The 20,533-nt window shown below is 64.6% G+C and carries 21 protein-coding genes; 9 read left to right on the top strand and 12 right to left on the bottom strand.

Annotation, left to right across the window (positions count from 1 at the left end):
• Positions 1-36 precede the first annotated feature (36 nt).
• Entirely contained in the window at positions 37-813 is a 777-nt protein-coding gene (locus tag BUA05_RS14185; RefSeq protein WP_072675670.1) for a 3'(2'),5'-bisphosphate nucleotidase CysQ, read from the bottom strand.
• Positions 814-925: 112 nt separating this feature from the next.
• Here BUA05_RS14185 and sucC point away from each other — a divergent pair, with 112 nt between their 5' ends.
• The 3 genes from sucC to BUA05_RS14170 all read left to right on the top strand — a co-directional run bounded on the left by sucC (position 926) and on the right by BUA05_RS14170 (position 4,000).
• Positions 926-2,125, top strand: coding sequence for an ADP-forming succinate--CoA ligase subunit beta (gene sucC, locus BUA05_RS14180; RefSeq protein ID WP_072675669.1), 1,200 nt, complete (start codon positions 926-928; stop codon positions 2,123-2,125).
• Positions 2,126-2,291: 166 nt separating this feature from the next.
• The gene (locus BUA05_RS14175; RefSeq protein ID WP_072675668.1) at positions 2,292-3,038 is read left to right on the top strand and encodes an electron transfer flavoprotein subunit beta/FixA family protein; all 747 of its coding nucleotides are present in this window, start codon (positions 2,292-2,294) and stop codon (positions 3,036-3,038) included.
• 32 nt (positions 3,039-3,070) lie between these two features.
• A complete protein-coding gene (locus tag BUA05_RS14170) occupies positions 3,071-4,000 on the top strand; it encodes an electron transfer flavoprotein subunit alpha/FixB family protein (protein WP_072675667.1) in 930 nt (309 codons plus the stop codon).
• Positions 4,001-4,100: 100 nt separating this feature from the next.
• On the opposite strand, the gene BUA05_RS14165 is transcribed toward BUA05_RS14170, so the two are convergent.
• The 7 genes from BUA05_RS14165 to BUA05_RS14135 all read right to left on the bottom strand — a co-directional run bounded on the left by BUA05_RS14165 (position 4,101) and on the right by BUA05_RS14135 (position 12,102).
• The gene (locus tag BUA05_RS14165; RefSeq protein ID WP_072675666.1) at positions 4,101-4,619 is read right to left on the bottom strand and encodes a hypothetical protein; all 519 of its coding nucleotides are present in this window, start codon (positions 4,617-4,619) and stop codon (positions 4,101-4,103) included.
• 3 nt (positions 4,620-4,622) lie between these two features.
• Positions 4,623-5,918, bottom strand: a complete 1,296-nt coding sequence (locus tag BUA05_RS14160; RefSeq protein WP_084662754.1) for a DUF445 domain-containing protein — start codon at positions 5,916-5,918, stop codon at positions 4,623-4,625.
• A 47-nt stretch (positions 5,919-5,965) separates the two neighbouring features.
• The gene (locus tag BUA05_RS14155) at positions 5,966-9,517 is read right to left on the bottom strand and encodes an efflux RND transporter permease subunit (RefSeq protein ID WP_072675665.1); all 3,552 of its coding nucleotides are present in this window, start codon (positions 9,515-9,517) and stop codon (positions 5,966-5,968) included.
• Positions 9,518-9,594: 77 nt separating this feature from the next.
• Positions 9,595-10,785, bottom strand: coding sequence for an efflux RND transporter periplasmic adaptor subunit (locus BUA05_RS14150; RefSeq protein WP_072675664.1), 1,191 nt, complete (start codon positions 10,783-10,785; stop codon positions 9,595-9,597).
• A 192-nt stretch (positions 10,786-10,977) separates the two neighbouring features.
• Positions 10,978-11,244, bottom strand: coding sequence for a GlsB/YeaQ/YmgE family stress response membrane protein (locus tag BUA05_RS14145; protein WP_072675663.1), 267 nt, complete (start codon positions 11,242-11,244; stop codon positions 10,978-10,980).
• A gap of 103 nt (positions 11,245-11,347) precedes the next feature.
• Positions 11,348-11,647 (bottom strand): CtrA inhibitor SciP, encoded by a 300-nt coding sequence (sciP, locus tag BUA05_RS14140; RefSeq protein WP_072675662.1) that lies wholly within the window; start codon positions 11,645-11,647, stop codon positions 11,348-11,350.
• Positions 11,644-12,102 carry a hypothetical protein gene (locus BUA05_RS14135; protein ID WP_072675661.1) on the bottom strand — a complete coding sequence of 153 codons (459 nt, stop codon included), beginning with the start codon at positions 12,100-12,102 and terminating at the stop codon, positions 11,644-11,646. The genes sciP and BUA05_RS14135 overlap by 4 nt, the downstream gene beginning before the upstream one ends.
• A gap of 148 nt (positions 12,103-12,250) precedes the next feature.
• Between BUA05_RS14135 and mnmA the strand changes: the two genes are divergently transcribed.
• Positions 12,251-13,420 (top strand): tRNA 2-thiouridine(34) synthase MnmA, encoded by a 1,170-nt coding sequence (mnmA, locus tag BUA05_RS14130; RefSeq protein ID WP_072675660.1) that lies wholly within the window; start codon positions 12,251-12,253, stop codon positions 13,418-13,420.
• A 16-nt stretch (positions 13,421-13,436) separates the two neighbouring features.
• On the opposite strand, the gene BUA05_RS14125 is transcribed toward mnmA, so the two are convergent.
• A complete protein-coding gene (locus tag BUA05_RS14125; RefSeq protein WP_178139191.1) occupies positions 13,437-13,787 on the bottom strand; it encodes a hypothetical protein in 351 nt (116 codons plus the stop codon).
• 35 nt (positions 13,788-13,822) lie between these two features.
• Between BUA05_RS14125 and BUA05_RS14120 the strand changes: the two genes are divergently transcribed.
• Positions 13,823-14,983: a serine hydrolase domain-containing protein gene (locus BUA05_RS14120; protein WP_072675659.1), complete on the top strand. Its 1,161-nt coding sequence runs from the start codon at positions 13,823-13,825 to the stop codon at positions 14,981-14,983.
• Positions 14,984-15,036: 53 nt separating this feature from the next.
• Here BUA05_RS14120 and BUA05_RS14115 read toward each other — a convergent pair whose 3' ends face one another.
• Positions 15,037-15,852, bottom strand: coding sequence for a PhzF family phenazine biosynthesis protein (locus BUA05_RS14115; RefSeq protein ID WP_072675658.1), 816 nt, complete (start codon positions 15,850-15,852; stop codon positions 15,037-15,039).
• An 11-nt stretch (positions 15,853-15,863) separates the two neighbouring features.
• The gene (gene pdxH, locus BUA05_RS14110; protein WP_084662751.1) at positions 15,864-16,541 is read right to left on the bottom strand and encodes a pyridoxamine 5'-phosphate oxidase; all 678 of its coding nucleotides are present in this window, start codon (positions 16,539-16,541) and stop codon (positions 15,864-15,866) included.
• A gap of 301 nt (positions 16,542-16,842) precedes the next feature.
• On the opposite strand from pdxH, the gene BUA05_RS14105 reads away from it, so the two are divergent.
• From BUA05_RS14105 to BUA05_RS15075, 4 genes are all read left to right on the top strand, one after another.
• Positions 16,843-17,832 carry a DnaJ C-terminal domain-containing protein gene (locus tag BUA05_RS14105; RefSeq protein WP_072675657.1) on the top strand — a complete coding sequence of 330 codons (990 nt, stop codon included), beginning with the start codon at positions 16,843-16,845 and terminating at the stop codon, positions 17,830-17,832.
• Between the two features lie 27 nt (positions 17,833-17,859).
• A complete protein-coding gene (locus BUA05_RS14100; protein WP_072675656.1) occupies positions 17,860-18,753 on the top strand; it encodes a YihY/virulence factor BrkB family protein in 894 nt (297 codons plus the stop codon).
• Complete coding sequence (gene fabI / locus BUA05_RS14095; protein WP_072675655.1) at positions 18,754-19,560, top strand: enoyl-ACP reductase FabI; 807 nt, start codon at positions 18,754-18,756, stop codon at positions 19,558-19,560. It abuts the gene before it with no gap.
• A 176-nt stretch (positions 19,561-19,736) separates the two neighbouring features.
• The gene (locus BUA05_RS15075; protein ID WP_342742096.1) at positions 19,737-20,210 is read left to right on the top strand and encodes an antitoxin MazE family protein; all 474 of its coding nucleotides are present in this window, start codon (positions 19,737-19,739) and stop codon (positions 20,208-20,210) included.
• Between the two features lie 109 nt (positions 20,211-20,319).
• Here the strand turns inward: BUA05_RS15075 and BUA05_RS14080 are convergent.
• Positions 20,320-20,533 (bottom strand): integrase core domain-containing protein (locus BUA05_RS14080; RefSeq protein ID WP_143150330.1); only part of this gene is annotated, 214 nt, incomplete at its 5' end.

The raw sequence follows: 20,533 nt of genomic DNA, 5'->3' as shown, positions 1-20,533 counted from the left end.
GCCCGTTCTCGTTCTGCAAGGCAAGCCTTCCGGCGCTCAGCGCAGCGCCTTGGCCCGCTCGGCGATTCGCTCCACCGCGGCAGCATGAATCGCGGGCGAGCACACCAGCACGCCGAAATCACGCAGGTCGTGCTTATTATAGGCCAGCGGGTGGCCAAAGGCATCGCTGACCTCGGCCCCGGCCTCGCGCGCGATCAGGGCGGCGGCGGCAATGTCCCATTCGAACCCCCACCGCAGCGTGGCGACCAGATCGGCGCGATCATCAGCGACCATCGCAATCCGCAGCGCGATTGAATTGGGCTGATCAACCACGACCAGATCGGCATCGTCCTTGGGCAGGCTGTGAACCGGCACCCGCGCCCCGGCAAACTGCGTCCGCGTGCTGGCCTGCAACACTCGCCCGTTGAGGGTCGCCCCCTGCCCGGCCACTGCCAGCCATTCCTCGTGCCGCGCCGGGGCTGCAAGCATGCCGATCAACGGCTTGTTGGCGCTTACCAGCGCGACCGACACCGCCCAGCCTGTCCGACCGCGCACGAAATCGCGGGTCCCGTCGATCGGATCGACCAGCCAGATAAGGCCGCTGGCAGTACGGATCTTGTCATCGGCGGTCTCTTCCGACAGCCACCCGGCCGAAGGCAGCAACCGCAGCAATTCGCGCTTCAGGAACCGGTCAACCTCGAGATCGGCCTCGCTCACCGGGTTGTTCGGGGTCTTGTCCCAGCTATTCAGCGCATGGCCAGCGCCCGGCCAGCGCGAATGCGCAATCCGGCCCGCCTCGCGGACAATCTCTTCAAGGCGAAACCTGTCAATCATGAGAGGCTTGCTGTTGCGCCTGCACACAGCACTTTTCAAGAGGGTCGATCCGTGCTTAGGCCGCGCGCAAACAGACCTCTCCCCAGGATTTGCAAGAAGGGATCATTACGCCATGAACGTCCACGAATATCAGGCCAAGGAACTGCTCAAGGAACACGGGATCGCGGTGCCGGCTGGTCATGCCGCCCTCAGCGTTGCCGAAGCGGTGGAAGCCGCCAAGCAGCTGCCGGGCCCGCTTTATGTGGTGAAGGCGCAGATCCACGCCGGCGGACGCGGCAAGGGCAAGTTCAAGGAACTGGGGCCGGATGCCAAGGGTGGCGTGCGTCTCGCCAAGAGCCTTGAGGACGTGGAAGCCCACGCCAAGGAAATGCTCGGCAACACGCTGGTGACGATCCAGACCGGCGATGCCGGCAAGCAGGTCAACCGGCTCTACGTCACCGACGGCGTTGATATTGCCAAGGAATACTACCTCTCGCTGCTGGTCGACCGCGCGACCGGCCGCGTCGCCTTCGTCGTTTCGACCGAGGGCGGGATGGATATCGAAACCGTCGCGCATGACACGCCGGAACTGATCACCACCTTCAGCGTCGATCCCGCACAGGGCTTCCAGCCGCACCACGGCCGCGCGGTGGCCTTCGCGCTGAAGCTGACGGGTGATCTCAACAAGCAGGCGCAGAAGCTGGCGAAGCAGCTTTATGACGCCTTCCTCGCCACCGATTGCGAGATGCTGGAAATCAACCCGCTGGTCGCAAGCGAAGATGGCCAGCTGCTGGTGCTTGATGCCAAGATGAGCTTCGATGGCAACGCGCTGTATCGCCACCCCGCAATTGAAGCGCTGCGCGACGTGACCGAGGAAGACCCGGCCGAAGTCGAAGCCAGCGAATATGACCTCGCCTACATCAAGCTGGATGGCAACATCGGCTGCATGGTCAACGGCGCGGGCCTGGCGATGGCGACGATGGACATCATCAAGCTCAATGGCGCTTTCCCGGCCAACTTCCTCGACGTGGGCGGCGGCGCCACCACCGAAAAGGTGACCGCGGCATTCAAGATCATCCTGAAAGACCCGGCGGTGGAGGGCATCCTCGTCAACATCTTCGGTGGGATCATGAAGTGCGACGTGATCGCCAACGGCATCGTGCAGGCGGCCAAGGACGTGAACCTGCAGGTTCCGCTCGTGGTGCGTCTGGAAGGCACCAATGTGGCCGAAGGCAAGGCAATCCTTAACAATTCGGGCCTTGCCATCGTCAGCGCGGACAACCTTGGTGACGCTGCGCAGAAGATCGTCGCCGAGGTGAAGAAGGCCGCCTGATCCATCCCGGATCCGGCTGCGTAACTGATCATATGCCGGGGCGGATCACACCAACCGCCCCGGCCCGAACTGACCAAAGGCCGTCTGCTTGACGTTTACGTAAACGCAAGCTAGGCGGGCCGCCAACAGACAAGCCCAGTGATTCTTTGAGAGGAAGGAACGCCCCATGAAGATCCTCGTCCCCGTCAAGCGGGTGATCGATTACAACGTCAAGCCACGGGTCAAGGCCGATGGCACGGGCGTTGATCTCGCCAACGTCAAGATGAGCATGAACCCGTTCGACGAGATCGCTGTTGAGGAAGCCATCCGCCTGAAGGAAAAGGGCGCGGCCACCGAAATCATCGCCGTCTCGATCGGCCCGGCGAAGGCGCAGGAAACCCTGCGCACCGCGCTCGCCATGGGCGCTGACCGTGCGATCCTCGTCGAGAGCGAGGACGAGGTCGAACCGCTGGCCGTCGCCAAGATCCTCAAGGCCATTGCCGATGAAGAAGCCCCCGGCCTCGTGATCCTCGGCAAGCAGTCGATTTCGGACGATTCGAACCAGACCGGCCAGATGCTCGCCGCGCTGATGGGCCGTCCGCAGGGCACCTTCGCCAACACCGTTGAAGTCGATGGCGACTCTGTGATCGTGAAGCGCGAAGTCGATGGCGGCTTGCAGACCGTCAAGCTCGCCATGCCCGCCATCGTCACCACAGACCTGCGCCTGAACGAGCCGCGCTATGCCTCGCTGCCCAACATCATGAAGGCCAAGCAAAAGCCGCTTAGCGTCAAGACGGCAGCCGATTACGGCGTCGATCTGATCCCGCGCCTCAAGACCCTCAAGGTCGCCGAACCGCCGGTGCGTCAGGCGGGCGAAAAGGTCGCCGACGTCGCCGCGCTGGTCGAAAAGGTCAAGGCGCTCGGCATCGCATAAGCGCGCCAGCCTCAGAACAAGGATACATCAAGATGAAGACTCTGGTTCTCGTCGAACATGACAACACCAAGGTGAACGACGCGACGCTCGCGGTAGTCACCGCTGCATCGAAGCTGGGCGAAGTGCACCTGCTGGTCGCCGGCCACAATTGCGGCGCGGTCGCCGAAGCGGCTGCGAAGATCGCGGGCGTGGCCAAGGTCCACGTCGCGGATGATGCGGCCTATGCCAACGGCCTTGCCGAAAACGTCGCCCCGCTGGCGGCCGACCTGATGGGCCACCACGACGCCTTCCTCGCCCCTGCCACCACGCAGGGCAAGAACGTTGCCCCGCGCGTCGCCGCCCATCTCGACGTGATGCAGGTCTCGGAAATCCTGTCGGTCGAAGGGCCGAAGACCTTCACCCGCCCGATCTACGCCGGCAACGCCATCGCGACCGTGGAATCGACCGATGCCAAGCTGGTCATCACCGTGCGCGGCACCGCCTTCGAAAAGGCCGCAACCGAAGGTGGTTCGGGCACGATCGAAGCCGTCGGCGGTGCAGGCGATGCGGGCATCTCGACCTTCGTCAGCTCGGAAATCGCCAAGAGCGAGCGTCCGGAACTGACCAGCGCCAAGATCATCGTCTCGGGCGGCCGCGCGCTGAAGGACGCGGAGACGTTCGAGGCGACCATCACCCCGCTGGCCGACAAGCTCGGCGCTGCCATCGGTGCGAGCCGCGCCGCGGTCGATGCGGGCTATGTGCCCAACGACTATCAGGTCGGCCAGACCGGCAAGATCGTTGCCCCGGAAGTCTATTTCGCCATCGGCATCTCGGGCGCGATCCAGCACCTTGCCGGGATGAAGGATTCCAAGGTCATCATCGCCATCAACAAGGACGAAGACGCGCCGATCTTCCAGGTTGCGGATATTGGCCTTGTGGCGGATCTGTACACCGCCGTGCCGGAGCTGACGGGAGCGCTGTAAGCGCGGCTCCAAAGACAGACAATGCAAACCCTGTCGCATCACCCGATGCGACAGGGTTTTCCTTTTGCAGCGCCCGGAGAAGCGTGGTGCTGAATGGCCCTCAATGTTGCCGTAGAACGTCACACCGAGCCAGAGCCGCTTTGGCGTCGGGCATTCTGTCGGCTGCGATCCAGAACCTATTGCCACAAGCCGTGTATCCTTGCGCCTCCAAATGCCACGCGGCGAGCCAGTGCGCGCTGAAGGGGAGCACAATCACGAAAGGTAAAAGATAGGCGGCCAGCGCCAGCAAGCGCTTGATCGCATCGCTGCGCGGCCCATCAACGTCATGTCCGTGATGGCGGCCGATAAACAAGGCCAGCGCCAGCGCAAGCAGCGCGAGCGCAATGGGTAGGGCAATCCAGCCGCCCGTGTCCCAAAAGATGATCGGGCCGCTGCCCGCAACGGCATGGGCAAATTCGTAAATCGTGATGGCCGCGAGGCTGAGCAGCCCCGCTCCTCCAAGCCCGAGCCCCCAGCCAAGCAGAAGGGCGCGACTTTGGGTGCCGCCTTCAGCCACGTCGCTGCCGATGCTGATCGTTTGGCGCGGCTGGACGATTGGGCTGGAGGTGCGCTGCGGCAAGGCTCACATCAAGCTCACGATAAAGTGCAGCGTCATCCCCACCAGCCCGCCCACCAGCGTGCCGTTGATGCGGATGAACTGGAGGTCGCGGCCCACCGCGCCTTCGACCCGGTCGGTGATCGTCTGCGCGTCCCAGCGGCGCACCGTTTCTGACACCAGCCGCACGATCTGGTCGCCATAGCGGGTCGCCACGCCCACCATGGTGCGGCGGGCGAAACGGTTGATCTGGTGCTGCAGCCGATGGTCTTGCTGCAAGGCCTCGCCCAGTTCGGCGAGCATGCCCCGCATATCCGCGCCCATCCCGCTTTCAGGATCGCGCGCGCGGCGGATCAGCGATTGGCGGATGCGTTCCCACACGCCCGTCCACCACACCGCGACGGCAGGGTTGGCGATCAGATCGCGTTTCATCTCCTCCACCTTGGCGCGGGTTTCGGGATCGTGCTGCAGGTCCTGCCCAAGCTTGGCTAGCCCTTCCTCGATCTTGCCGCGCAAGGGGTGATCCGGGTTTACCAGCACTTCTGCCAGCAGCTTGTAAAGCCCATCAAGCACGCTGGAGGAGATGGTCTTGTCCAACCCCGTCCAGCGCAGCACGCCGGCCACGCGCTGGTGGATAATGTCGCGCAGCGTTTCCTCGTTGTCCTCGATGGTGAGGCCCGCCCAGCGCACGAAACCGTCAATCAGCGGCTGGTGGCGGCGGTCCACCATCGCGCTTTCGATCATCCGCCCGGCGAGCGGGGCGATGTCGAGCCTGGCGATCTGGGCGGCCAGCCCGCTCCTCACCTGATTGCCGAGCCGGTCCGGGTCGAGCGATTCGAGCACCTCGGCCAGCAACTCCGCCGCGCCCGAGGTGATGCGGGAACGTTCATCGATCCCGTTCTCGCCGCGCTCGGGCGAGGCGGCGAGGAATTCGCCTGCGGCCTTGGCAATGTTCATCCCCGCCATCCGGCGCGCCACAACCGCCGGCGTGAGGAAATTCTCGCGCAGGAATTGCGCCATGGTGTCGGCGATACGGTCCTTGTTTTCGGGAATGATAGCAGTGTGCGGGATCGGCAGGCCCAAGGGGTGGCGAAACAAGGCGGTAACAGCGAACCAATCGGCGAGCCCGCCCACCATCGCCGCTTCGGCAAAGGCGTTGACATAGCCCCACGCCGGATGAACGCCGAGCAGGCCGTGGGTGGTGATGAAGATCACCGCCATCGCCGCAAGCATGCCGGTGGCCGCCCAGCGCATGCGCCGCGCACGGTCTACGGTCAGCGGTTCGCCGCGGAAGGTGAGAGGCACGGGGTCACGCATCGCCATGGGTCGGTTTTATACCGTCCGGGGCCACCGCGTCACGCTTTTGTCGCTCATTCCGCCGGTTCGGCGCCCGGGGGCAGGCGCCGCGCCGGAATGGGCTTGGCGTTGCCGGGCAGGCCGGGGAAGGGCAAATCAGGCTCACCCTCACCATGCGGACGCGTGTCATCGCCCGGCTTGTAGGTCAGCATCCGTTCGCGCAGCCACGGCCCGACGCGCTTTTCGAAGCCGTCAGCCAGACTGAAACCTGCCGGCACAATCAGCAAGGTGAGCAAGGTCGAAAGGATCAGGCCTCCGATCACCACAATGCCCATCGGCTGGCGCCACGCCCCGTCACCGCTCAGCGAGATCGCCACCGGCACCATCCCCGCAGTCATCGCCACGGTGGTCATCACGATTGGTTGGGCACGCTTGTGGCCCGCATCAAGAATCGCCTCGAGCTTGGGCACGCCCTTGGCCATCTCCTCGATCGCGAAGTCAATCAGCAGGATCGAGTTCTTCGACACGATACCCAGCAGCAGCAGAATACCAATATAGACCGGCATCGAATTCGGCTGGCCCAGCAGCCAGATCAACAGCACGCCGCCCAGCGGTGCGAGCGCCAGCGAGGTCATGTTGACCAGCGGGCTCATCAACCGCTTGTAGAGCAGCACCAGCACCGCAAACACCAAGAGCACGCCAGAGATGATCGCGATGATCAGGTTCTGCACCAGTTCGGCCTGCCATTCCTCCTCGCCGACCACTTCACGGATCACCCCGGTGGGGAGATCCTGCAACACCGGCAGCGCGTCGATCTGCGCCTGTGCCTCGCCCTTCAATACGCCCGCAGCGAGATCGGCGCCGACCAGCACGCGCCGGTTCTGGTTATAGCGCTGGATCGCGGTCGGGCCGGAACCGAAGCTGATCTCCGCCACCCGGCTCAATGGCACCGAGCCGCCATTATTAGTGGGCACCGGCAGGTTTTCGATGGTGCGGAAATCGGTGCGCGCTTCTTCCGAGAGGCGGACCACGATCGGGATCTGGCGGTCGGACAGCGAGAATCGCGCCGCGTTCTGCTCGATCTCGCCCAACGTCGCGATGCGGATCGTCTGCGACAGCGCGGCCGTGGTCACGCCCAGTTCGGCGGCGATCTTGTCACGCGGGGTGATGATGATCTCCGGGCGCCTCAGGTCGGCACTGATGCGCGGGGCGACCAGTGTCCTGAGTCCCTTCATCTGTTCGACCAGCCGGGTCGCGGTCTGATCGAGCATTTCAGGATCGGAGCCTGCAAGCATGACGGTCATGTCGCGGCCCGAACCGAAGCCCCCGCTCTGCGACTGGAACCGCACGCGGGCATCGGGAATCTTGGCAAGCTCAGGGGCAAGTTCGCGCTCGAACTCAATCGAGCTGCGCTTCCGGTCATCGCGTAGCTTGACGAAGATTGAGGAGCTGTCGCCCTGGCGAATGCGTTCAAGCAGACGCTCGACCTCCGGCTCCGAACGCAGCCGTTCGGCCACGGTGTTCACGATCCGCTTGGTTTCCGCCAGGGTGGTGCCGGGCACCATCTCGATCTCGACGCGGCTGTTCTCGTCATCGATGGTGGGCTGGAACTGGCCGGGAATCTGCGCAAACAGCATGATTGTCACCAGCAGCGAGAACCAGCCGATGCCAAGCATCCATACGCGGTGATCATAAAAACGCGCGGTCAGCCAGCGGTTGCCCTGCGCAAACCGGCTGCTGCCCCCGGCTGGAAGTTCGATGAGCTTGAAGGTGAGCCAGCCGGCAAGGAAAGACAGGCCGGACACAAACAGCACCAGCACGGTTTCGAAAATCTTCGACACCAGCTTGTTGGCGAAGGTGCTCGTATCGCTCGAAACCGCAGCGGCGATCTGCTTGTGCACCTCAAGCCCGATCAGGCCCTTCCACGCGCCTGTCACCGCGCCGCTGAACAGCTCGAACATGGTGACCGCAGGCACGATCAACAGCACGATCACGGTCAGCAGCAGAGCGGGGAGATAGAGATAACGGCGCTGCGGCCCGGCAAGGCCCGCCCGGCGCACGGCCATCTTGCCGGTATCGAGCGTCCATGCCAGCACCTGCATATAGCCGTCGATCAGCGGGCCTTCGCCATGTCCGGCCTGCCCCTTGGCCTTGAGGAAATAGGCCGCCATCAAAGGCGTGATCATGCGCGCGACCGCCAGCGACATGAGCACCGCGATGACCACGGTGATGCCGAAGTTCTGGAAAAACTGGCCCGAGACGCCCGGCATCAGGCCAACCGGCAGGAACACCGCGACAATGCAGAAACTCGTGGCGACCACCGGCAGGCCGATCTCATCGGCAGCATCGATGCTTGCCTGATAGGCGGTTTTGCCCATGCGCATATGCCGCACGATATTCTCGATCTCGACGATCGCGTCATCGACCAGCACGCCGGCCACCAGCGCCAGCGCCAGCAGCGAGAGGAAATTGAGGTTGAACCCAAGCAGGTCCATGAACCAGAAGGTCGGGATCGCCGACAGCGGAATGGCGACCGCACTGATGAAGGTCGCGCGCCAATCACGCAGGAACACGAACACCACGACCACCGCCAGCACCGCGCCTTCGACCAGCGCCCAGATCGATGATTCGTACTGGCCGCGCGTATAGGCGGTGCTGGTCGACAGCTTGATGAACTTGACGCCGTCAATTTCGGCCTCGATCTTGTCCATCTCCGCGAGCGCGGCGTCATAGACTGCAAGGTCGGACGATCCGCGCGCACGGTTCATCAGGAAGTTCACCACTTCCTTGCCGTTGACTTCGCTGATCGAAGTGCGTTCGGAATAGCCATCGCGCACGGTCGCGACATCGGCGAGCCGCACCGTCCGTCCGCCGCCGAGCTGGACCTGGGTTTGCGAAAGCGCATAGGCATCGTCCGAATTGCCCAGCACGCGGAGCGACTGACGGGTGCCGCCAATTTCGGCAAGGCCACCTGCCGCATCAAGATTGGTCTGCCGCAGCGCGGCGTTGATCTGCGATGCGGTGACGCCGAAGGATTGCATCCGCGCCGGATCGAGAATCACCTCGATCTCGCGGTCAACCCCGCCGAACCGCTGCACTTCGGCCATGCCTTCGATCTTCAGCAGGCGTTTGGCGACCGTGTCATCGATGAACCAGCTCAACTGCTCGATCGTCATGTCGTCAGCCTCGACCGCGACATAGCCAATCGGTTCGCCCACGACGTTGATCTTGCGCACCTGCGGTTCGAGAATGCCGTCGGGCAAGCTCGCGCGCACGCCGCTAACCGCGGTTTCGACCTCGTTCACCGCCTCGATGAGGTCGATACCGATCTCGAATTCGACCACCGTGCTCGAACTGCCTTCCCGCGCGGTTGATTGCAGCGAGTTCACACCATTAATGGAACGCAATGCCGCCTCGACCCGCTGGGTGATCTGGTTCTCGATCTCGGTCGGGGCGGCGCCCGGCTGGGCAATGCTGACGATCACCGCGGGAAAATCAACGTCGGGGTTCTGCGTCACGTCCATCCGCAGAAAACTGACGATCCCGGCGAACAGCAGGCCGGTGAAGAACACCAGCGGGATCACCGGATTGCGGATCGACCAGGCCGAGATGTTGCGTAAGCTCATGATAATCCTGCCTGCTTCTCGCGTCTCTAGCTTATCGTCACGTCAGATACGTGCTCCGGGCGCGTCGGGATGGTCGATTACTTCTTCTGCGGTTGCGGGTTGACCGTCTCGCCCGGGTTGAGAAAGCCGCCAGCGCGCAGCACGATGCGTTCGTTGCCCGAAAGGCCTTGCGTAATCGCAATGCCCTGCTTGGTCACCGCGCCGGTCTTGACCGCGCGGCGCATGGCCTTGTTATCCTCCCCCACGACATAGACGAAGCCGCCTTCTTCATCGGCCAGCACGGCGCTTTCGGGCAGCACGGTGGCAGTGTAGCTGCCGCTGTCGATGCGCGCGGTGGCAAAGCCGCCGGGGCGCAGCTGCGGCGCGAAGGGCAGCGCAATGCGCGCCGTGCCCTGCCGACTGGTCTGGTCGATCACCGGGGAAAGCTGCCAGATCTGGCCGGTAAAGGTCTTGTCCGATCCGGTCGGAACGATGCTGGCGAAAGTGCCGACCGAGAGGCTGGCGAGCTGATCTTCACTCAGCTGGGCGAGCATTTCCATCTCGCCCCCGCTGGCAATGGTGAACAGCGCGCCGGTCCCGCCACCGACGGTCTGACCCGGCTCGACATTGCGTTGCAGCACATAGCCTGAGGCAGGCGACAACACGTTCAGCCGGTCATTGCGCGCGCGCAGTTCGCGCAGCTGCGCCTCGGCCACCTTGACCCGCGCCGCCGCCGCATCGCGGGTGGCGGTCAGGCGGTCGACATCGGCCTTTGAAATGAAGCCGCGCTCGACCAGCTGCAGCGCACGGTCGAGATTGGCCTGGGCAATATCGGCATCTGCACGGGCGACCTCGATCTGCGCGGCCTGCGCTTCGGCCTGCTGGATCTGCACGCTGCGATCGATCACCGCCAGCACCTGTCCCTGCTGCACCCAGTCGCCTGCATCAACGGTGACGCGCAGCACCTGACCGCCTTCGCCGACGGCACCCACGGGCATCGGACGACGCGCGGCAATGGTGCCGGGCGCTTCGATCTGGCCGGCCACGGTGGTCGTGCCCGGCGTGATCACGGTGACCACCGGAGCCTGCGAATTGTCGTCACCCACGGCCACCGGCTCTCCGCCGGCAAGCGCAAACCAGGCGGCAATCGCCAACAGCAGCGCGAACAGGCCGCCACCGCCCAGAAGCAGCCAGCGCGGGATGCGCGGGGCCGCCAGCGTGTGCGCACCGGCATATTCGGTGGTCACCCCGTCAGCCGCCTCGGCCCGGATCGTGGTCTCGTAATTCATTCGCGTTCCCTCGTCGCAGCCGTTCGCACGCGCGGATTGATCGGCTCCGGAGTGTATTATCCATATAAGTCACCAAGCGCAACGCCTGATACGCCGCGTTGCCCTTGGGGGCAATGCCTGCATCGACAGGTGACTTTGAGCCTAGACGAAGGACGCGCCCGCCGGTTCCCGGCAGCTTTACGCAGGCAGGCTTCAGCGCACCCTTCCGCGCTGGATCAGGTTGACCACGCCAAGCAGCACGACCGCGCCCAACACAGCGACCACCAGTCCCGTGATCGAGAATTCCTGAACGCTGCCGCTAATCCCGAGCAAAGGGCCAACAATGACGTTGCCAACCACCGAGCCGACGCAACCAACCACGATATTCCAGAAGATGCCCATCGAGGCATCGCGGTTCATCACCAGACTGGCGAGCCAGCCCGCAAGGCCGCCCACAATCAGTGCGATAATCCATCCCATGATATTCCTCCGCTTGTGGCGAGACTCCTGATCGCCCCGCCTTCATCGGAGGATTCTAATGGTTTTGGTGCCCGGAAGCGAATCGCTGGGCGGAACTGGCGGCTCAGTATTTCAACTGACGCTGGTAGAGATCGCGGTAATGCTGGATCTTGGTGACGCGCAGGCCGTGCATGCCCGAACGGTCTACCGCGCGCTGCCACGATGCGAATTCCTCAAGCGTCAGGCCATAGCGGGCGAGCGCTTCGTCAAGCGTCAGCAGACCGCCACTGACCGCAGCCACGACCTCGGCCTTGCGCCGCACAACCCAGCGCTTGGTTTCGGGGGAAGGCAGGTCGGCAAGGGTCAGCGGCTCGCCGAGCGGGCCGATTACCTGTACGGGGCGGATGTCCTGGTTCTCAATCATTGTATTTCTCTCGCATCGCCTCCGGGCGCTTCCATCAGATTGGCGGTGTCGCCCTCCGATATCCGGTCGTAACGGTCGTCCACGTGTGTCGCATCCATGTCACCGAAGGCTTTAGAGGCTTCTAAAGCATCAGGGTTAACGACGCGTTCGTCATCCTCGATCATCGCAAAATAGCTCGCAGCGGCATCGCCAAAGCTGGCAGCGACCGCATCGATCCGGCCTTGGGATTCGTGCAGCATCAACAGCCGCAGATCGCGCGCCGCCTTGAGCCGGGCGGTGATCTCGCTCCATTCGACGGCTCTGAGTGCATCGCTGGCGCGGCGCGCCGGACGCGATTCGGCTCGCTCTCCCGCAGCACCGGACACGGCATGGCGCGCGCGTGGGCCATCCTCGACGCGGCGACCGCCAAGCGCAGGGGGGAGCGGGACAGAAAAGGGATTCGCTTTTTCGAACATCACACCCTGTCATAGGGCCCGCTCGTCAAGATCGGGTAAAACCGCCATTTACCCAAGCTTAGGAATAGTCCGGGCTGCACATGAACTCTGGCAAGCATCGCGGGGCTGGTGAATCCGGGGCAGGATCGCTATATCGCGCGCCGTTTCCATGGATACGCCAACGCTCCTCAAGGCCGGCCCGCTTACCGGGCCCGATGCCGCCGCCCTGTTCGATCTGCCCCGTCCGGCAGCCGACTGCCGCATCGTCGTGGCGATGAGCGGCGGGGTCGATTCCTCGGTGGTCGCCGCGCTTGCCCATGCGAGCGGGGCCGAAGTGATCGGCATCACGCTGCAGCTTTACGATTACGGCGCGGCGACGGGCCGCAAGGGCGCGTGCTGCGCGGGCGACGATATCCGCGACGCGCGCGCCGTGGCCGACAGGCTGGGCATCGCGCATTACGTCTTCGACCATGAAAGCGCCTTCCGCGAGGAGGTGGTCGAACAGTTCGCCGACGAATATCTCGCCGGACGCACGCCGGTGCCCTGCATCCGCTGCAACATGGGGCCGAAGTTCACCGACCTGTTCCGCATGGCACGCGAGTTGGGGGCGGATTGCCTTGCGACCGGACATTATGTCCGGCGGGTGATGACCGCGGACGGCCCGCAACTGCACCGCGCCTTCGATCCGGCGCGCGACCAGTCCTATTTTCTTTACGGCACCACCGAGGCCCAGCTTGATTACCTGCGCTTTCCGCTCGGCGGGATGCCCAAGCCGCAGGTGCGCGAACTGGCGGAGGCTGCGGGGCTGCGCAATGCGGCCAAGCCCGATAGTCAGGACATCTGCTTTGTGCCGGACGGCAACTACGCCAAGATCGTCACCAAGGTGCGACCCGAAGGCGCAGCGCCCGGCGCGATCGTCCATGCCGCGACCGGCGCGGTGCTCGGCCAGCACAAGGGCATCGTCCACTTCACCGTGGGCCAGCGCAAGGGGCTGGAGATCGGCGGCCAGCCCGAGCCGCTCTATGTGATCGGCCTCGATGCGGCGGCACGCGAAGTGCGGGTCGGGCCAAAGCGGATGCTGGCGGTGAACGCCGCGCACCTGACCGAGACCAACCGCATCGGCGCGCTTCCGGACGAACCCCTTACCGCCAAGGTCAGGAGCCTCGCCAAGCCGGTGCCAATTACGCTCGACGGGCCACTGGGAGATGGCGCGGCAACCACGATCCGCTTTGCCGCGCCCGAATTTGGCGTGGCGCCGGGGCAGGCGGCGGTGATCTATGCTGGAGAGCGGGTGGTCGGCGGCGGCTGGATCGATTCGACAGAGAAGGTGGAGGCGTAAAGCCCCGAGGGCGGGCTTACTCCTCCCACGGCTCCAGCACGCAGCCATAGCCTTCGCGCCAGGTCGCGGTAGCTTCGGCCACCAGCGGAAAACGCGCGGTGACGCTTTTCGCCTCGACATTCTCGGCGAGGGTAACCGCCTCCATCCCGCCCAGCTTGTCCTTGGTGCAGTCTTCAAGGCTGCGACCGGCGACGAAGCGGCATGAACAGGCGACCCGCGCCGAATAGGCAGACGCGATGCTGCCATAGCCATTGATCGGTTCACGAAACGCCCACGCCGCCCCGCCCAGCGCCAGCGCGACGAGCGCCAGCAGCCACAAACCGTAGCGCGGACGGCGGGAAGGGGATGGGGTGGAGGATTTCGCCATTGCCAAGCTCTTTTGCATCGGGAATTGAGGGCGCGATGACCCATGTTGCCCGCCTCCATAACCATGCGCCCCTGCTCGCGCCAGCCCTGCTCCTGCCAGCCCTGCTCGTAATCGCCGGGTGCGGCGCCGTGACGCCGGCCGAGACCCCGCTGTGGGAAACCGCCCTCGCCGCCGTGACCAATGATGCGGGCGCGCCTAAGGATCAGCTCGCACAGGCGATCGACGATCTGTTCACGGCGCCGGGAGTTGGCGAGACCCGCGCCGTGGTGGTGATGGCCGATGGTAAGCTCGCCGCTGAACGCTATGGCCCTGGCTATGATGCCGACACCCGGTTTGTCAGCTGGTCGATGGCCAAGACTGTCACCGGCGTGCTGATCGGGATGCTGGTCGCCGACGGCCTGCTCGCCTTGGATGAACCCGCCCCCGTTTCCCTGTGGCAGCGCCCCGGCGATCCGCGGGCCGAGATCACCTTGCGCCACCTGCTCCAGATGCGCAGCGGGCTGCGCCACACCGAGGCGGGCGATCCGCCTTACGAGAGCAGCGAGGTCAGGATGCTGTTCCTCGACGGGCGCGACGACATGGCCAGGTGGGCGAAGGAGCAACCGCTTGAGGCCGATCCGGGCGAGATGTTCGAATATTCCTCCAACACCAGTGTGATCCTCGCCGATATTGCCGCGCGCGCGCTGACCGACAGCACCGATCCCGAAACCCGGCGCAAGGCGGTGGCGGACTACTTGCAGCAACGCCTGTTTGCCCCCCTCGGCATGGCTTCGATGGTGCCCGAATTCGACGCCGCGGGCACGCTCATCGGCGGCAGTCTGATGCACGCCACGGCGCGCGACTGGGCCAAGCTGGGCGAGATGCTGCGGCTGAAGGGCCGCGCGCCCGGCGGCGAGCAACTGGTGCCGCAACGCTGGGTCGAAGCGATGGTGACCCCCAGCCCGGCCAGTCCGCATTATGGCTTCCAGACCTGGCTCAACCGTCCGATCCCGGGTGCCGAGCCGGGTCAGCACCCGCTGTTCCCGTCGCGCGCGCCGCAAAGCCTGTTTTCGCTCATCGGCCACATGGGGCAATATGTCCTCGTCTCGCCCGAGCAGCGCGTCACGCTGGTACGGCTCGGCCATTCGGACAGTGCGCAGCGCCCGCCCATGCTCCAGCAGGCGGCAGACGTGCTGGAGCTTTACCCCGAGTCCTGATTTTCCGCACGCCATCCGGCGGGCGGTCGCCCTCGCGGCTGCTGCGCGACCGATCAGAGGTGGAACACCCCCTCGACCACGGTCACGCAACGCCCGCCGAGCCACGCCCGGTCTCCATCAAGCCGCAAGGCAAGATCGCCGCCGCGCTTGCTCGCCTGATGCGCGGTGAAACTGGTCCGCCCCAGCCGCTTCGCCCAATATGGCGTCAGCGCCGCATGGGCCGATCCGGTAACGCTGTCTTCATCCACCCCGCCGCCGGGCACGAACACCCGGCTGACAATGTCGGTGGCGGTGCCGGGAGCGGTGACGATGAACTGGTCCTTGCCCAGCTTCTCCAGCCCGCGAATGTCGGGTGCAAGACCGCGCACCGCCGCTTCGCTTGTCAGCAGGTAGATGTTGTAGCCGAGTTCAGAGCGGTGGATTTCCAGCGGCTCTGCCCCCAGCAGCCGGATCGCCTCGGCCTGATTGGCGCGGGCATCGGGCGCGGTCGCGATTGCGGGAAGCGCCAGCTCGTAATCTTCCCCCGCCCTGACCACCTCAAGCACGCCTGATTGGCGGGTGCGAAACGTCACCCTTTGCAGCGCCTGTCCTGCGGCATCACGGGTCAGCAGCACATGCCCGCTCGCCAAGGTGGCATGGCCGCACAGCGCGATTTCATAGGTCGGCGTGCACCAGCGCAGCTCCCAATCGGCCTCACCAGTGGCATCGCGCACCACGAAGGCGGTTTCGGCGAACAGGTTCTCCGCCGCGATCGCCACCAGCACATCATCAGCCAGCCATTCCTCCAGCACCATCACCGCCGCCTGATTGCCGCCGAACGGCTGCGCGCTGAAGGCATCGACGTGCCAATAGGGAATGGGTTGAGGCATCGGGGCAGTCCTCAAGGATAGAGCAACGTATCCGACCACGACCCCTCGGCACTGGCGCGCAGGAACTCGCGGCGGTCGTGCAGCCGGTTGTCACGGTCGATCCAGAACTCGATCCGCCGGGGCGACAGCGTGAACCCGGTCCAGTGCGGCGGGCGCGGCACCTTGCCTTCGCTTTCATGCGCGCCCCACAATTCCTGCACCCGGTCGAGATAGGTCTGGCGACCCGGCAGCGGGCGCGACTGATCGGACGCCGCGCTGCCGACCTGGCTTTTGAACGGGCGCGAGTGGAAATAGGCGTCGGCGGCCTCGGGCGTTACCTCGTTCAGCGGGCCTTCGATGCGGATCTGGCGGCGCAGGCTTTTCCAGTGAAACAGCAATGCGGCCTGCATGTTGGCGCGGATATGCGCCCCTTTCCGGCTTTCGGCATTGGTGAAGAAGGTGAAGCCGCCGCCTGCGGCCTCGCCCGCGCCGTGGCCCTTCAGCAGCACCATCCGCACCGACGGCGCAGCGTCAGCCGTGGCGGTGGCCAGCGCCATGGCATTGGGATCGTTGATCTCGGCAGCCTTCGCATCGGCAAACCACTCATCGAACAACGCAAAGGGATCGCTGCCCGCCGGAATCACGCTGTCGGCGAGCTGGGCATCATCAAGTGCGGCGTCATCGGGTGCGGGGGTGCTCAATTCGTTCATATTCGTGCCTTTGAAGCTGATGTTGGAGACACATGAGACACTGTCCAGAAGCGCAAAAACCGCCCGCCCGGCAAAGTTGTTCCCGCGCCCGTGTCTTCCTCCCCCAATTGCCCTCCCCCTAGGCAAGGGGCTGGGCTTGCGCAACGGTGATGCCCCAATGGCCGCGAGTAGGAAAGAGCGGTGAAACGGGCGGTGATTGGGGGCAGCGCGCCGCGCTGAAGCCGCAAATGGTGAATTTCGCCTGACCGATCGGTCCGCTCGCGGCTTGCCACTTGCCCCTGTTGCACCTAGCTAACGCACCATGCGCGATCCCTACAGCACGCTTGGCATTGCCCGCACCGCTTCCGAAGCGGACATCAAGAGCGCCTATCGCAAGCTCGCCAAGGAGCTGCACCCCGATCGCAACAAGGACAATCCCAACGCGGCGGAGAAATTCTCCGATGCCACCCGCGCCTATGATCTCTTGTCGGACAAGGCCAAGCGGGCGCAGTTCGACCGCGGCGAAATCGATGCCGAGGGCAATCCTGCCAACCCCTTTGCCGGGATGGGCGGGCGCGGCCCCTATGGCCGCGGCGGCACCTATGGCGCTGGCCCCGGCGGTTACCGCGAAAGCGAATTCGGCGGATTCAGCCCTGACGATGTTGATCTGGGCGATCTGTTCGAAGGCCTGTTCGGCGGCCGCGCGCGCCAGCAACAGCCGCCGCCGCGGCGGCCCTTCGGCAAGCAGCCCCCGCCGCCCCCGCCCAAGCGCGGGCCGGATATCCAGTACCGGCTGGCGGTGCCTTTTGTCGAAGCCGCCGCCGGACGCGACCAGCGCATCACGCTGGCCGATGGCAAGGCGATCAACCTGAAACTGCCCGCCGGGGTCGAGGACGGCACGATGATGCGCCTCAAGGACAAGGGCCACCCCGGCCCGGGCGGTCCGGGCGACGGGATCGTGATGGTCGAGGTTGGCACGCACCCCTTTTTCCGGCGCGATGGCGACAATATCCGCATGGACCTGCCAATCACGCTGGATGAGGCCGTGCGCGGGGCCAAGGTCAAATGCCCGACGGTCGATGGCCCGGTGATGCTGACAATCAAGCCCGGCACCAGTGGCGGCACGGTGCTGCGGCTGGCGGGCAAGGGCTGGACGAAAAAGTCCGGGGACAAGACCGCCGATGGCGCGCAGGCCCGCGGCGATCAGCTGGTGACGCTGGAAATCCAGCTGCCGGTCGACATGGCCGCGCTTGAACAACGGCTTGAAGGCTGGGTCGATACGGCCCGCCCGCGGGAGAAGTTCGGCCTGTAGGGGCCGGGCGGCGGACGGATTTTCGCGATGCGCGCGCACCTCTCCCCGCCGTTTGTCAGCCGGGATGCGTTCGTCCGCATCTGGCAGGTGGTGCGGCAGGTGGCGGTCGGCACCTTCAAGGATGGTTTCATCCACGCCGGCAACCTTGCCTACCTGTCGATGCTGGCAATTTTCCCGTTCTTCATCCTTGGCGCGGCGCTGTTCGAACTGATCGGCGGGCGCGAGAATGCCGAAGGCATCATCGACGCCGTCACCCGCGCATTGCCACCTGCGGTCGCTTCGGTGATCGAGCCGGTCGCCGACGACGTGATCCGGGCGCGTTCGGGCTGGCTGTTGTGGCTGGGGGCAGGGGTGGGGCTGTGGACTTTCTCCAGCCTGATCGAGACCATCCGCGACATCCTGCGCCGGGCCTATGGCACGGATGCCGCCCATGCGTTCTGGAAGACGCGCCTGCTTTCCGCCGGATTCACGCTGGGTGCGGTCGTGCTGCTGATGCTGTCGCTGTTCGCGCAGGTGGTGATCGGCGCGGCGCAGCAGGTGATCCTCGCGGTGATCCCGCAGCTGGGCGAGGCGATCGGCACGCTGCGCCTTTCGCGCATCGTCCCGGCGCTGGGCCTGGCCGGTTCGCTCTATGTGCTGTTCTTCACCCTGACGCCGAACGAATACCGCAAGCCAGACTACCCCAAATGGCCCGGCGCGCTGTTCACCGCGCTGTGGTGGCTGGCCGTGGCCGCCGCGCTGCCGGTGGTGCTGCGGCGCTTCTTCACCTATGATCTGACCTATGGCAGCCTTGCCGGAAGCATGATCACATTGCTGTTTTTCTGGCTCGTCGGGCTGGGGCTGGTTATCGGCGCGGAATTGAATGCGGCACTGGCGCACAAGCAGGCGCCGAAGGGCGAGCCAAGCGAGGAGAAGGCGTAAATGGACGGTTTGATGGCAGGCAAGCGCGGGCTGATCATGGGGCTTGCGAACGACAAGTCCCTGGCCTGGGGCATTGCAAAAAGGCTGGCCGAGCACGGGGCCAGCCTTGCCTTTTCCTATCAGGGCGAAGCGCTGGCCAAGCGGGTGATCCCGCTGGCGCAGCAGCTGGGCAGCGATTTCACCTTCGAATGCGACGTGTCGAGCATGGAATCGCTCGATGCCGCCTTCGCCGCGCTCAAGAGCCGCTGGGACAGCCTCGATTTCGTGGTCCACGCGATCGGCTATTCCGACAAGAACGAATTGCGCGGCCAATATGTCGACACCAGTCTCGACAATTTCCTGATGACGATGAACATCTCGGCCTATTCGCTGGTCGCGATCACCCAGCGCGCAGCCGCGATGATGCCCGAAAGCGGCGGCGCAATCCTGACGCTGAGCTATTATGGCGCGGAAAAGGTGGTGCCGCATTACAACGTGATGGGCGTGGCCAAGGCGGCGCTGGAAACCAGCGTCAAATATCTCGCCAATGACCTCGGGCCGAAGAACATCCGGGTCAACGCGATCAGCGCCGGGCCGATCAAGACGCTGGCTGCCAGCGGGATCGGCGATTTCCGCTATATCCTCAAGTGGAATGAGCTCAACGCGCCGCTGCGCCGCAATGTCACCATCGATGACGTCGGGGGCGCGGGGCTATACCTGCTGTCCGACCTTGCATCAGGCGTGACGGGCGAGACGCATCATGTCGATGCCGGCTATCACGTGATCGGGATGAAGCAGGAAGACGCGCCGGATATTGCGCTGAGCTGAGGTCTCGAGGCCGACTGCCCCCTTCTGAGCTGCCCGCCACTGCACAAGACAAATCCCACTACTTTCCAGCTCGGGCGCGGCGCGCGCAGTTCTGGTGTATTGCCGGCGTGGGCCAGGATAGCCGGAAGAGGGCCTGACGCAGCAACTCGGCCACGAGTGGTGGCCTCCTATCGATTATGGCTAGCGGCACCCTAGCGGGACCAGTCGGGCGGCGGCAACCTTGCTCCAAGTTGAGCAAGGTGCACTTGGCTAAACCACCGCCCAATGACACGCCCACCTCAGGGTTCACCGGGCAAAATTCACGAGCCCAAAGTGCTCGGCCCCGCTCAGAGTGGCCCGCGATTGGGTGGCTCATGTGCCGAACGCGGCTATGGCGCCAATCGCAAAAGGGCGCTATGTGTAACCAAGGTCTGGAGGCGGACATGCCGACGTCAACATCAGCCACGCGTTCATCTCGCTCCAGAGTGCACGCCTATCGCACGCGTCTGCGGAGCATGGGCCTAAAGCCTATCCAAATTTGGGTGCCTGATGTGCGCGCGGCAAGCTTTAAGGGCGAGGCGCACCGGCAATCTCTTGCCGCGGCAAATAGCGAACAGGCAGCTGATGATCAGGCCTTCCTAGACACGGTGTCCGATTGGGTAGATGCGTGAAGCGAGGCAAAATCTAGACCGTGTCGGGGGCGGGCTGTCCGTCGTCAGAACATTTGGCACAACTTGCGGCGTAGATTAGCGGAGTGCGGACCTCGTCTGGGGGTTGGTTTTAGGCGGCGAGCTTGCAGTGTTGCAAGCGCCGATGTTCGATGGTGTGTCGCTTGATCCTTTCACGCTGATTGAGGATGGAAGCCGCCCTGCCGAGGTAGGCGTCGGCGGGCGTCACGTTGGACAGCGCTTCGTGATAACGCTGGTGGTTGTAGTGCTCGACGAAGGCCTCGATCTGGGCCTCGAGGTCACCGGGCAAGAAGTAGTTTTCCAGC

The organism is Erythrobacter sanguineus (assembly GCF_900143235.1).
Classification (GTDB): domain Bacteria; phylum Pseudomonadota; class Alphaproteobacteria; order Sphingomonadales; family Sphingomonadaceae; genus Erythrobacter; species Erythrobacter sanguineus.
Note: the sequence above shows the minus strand (reverse complement) of the source record. Positions and strands in the feature narration are given on the sequence as shown.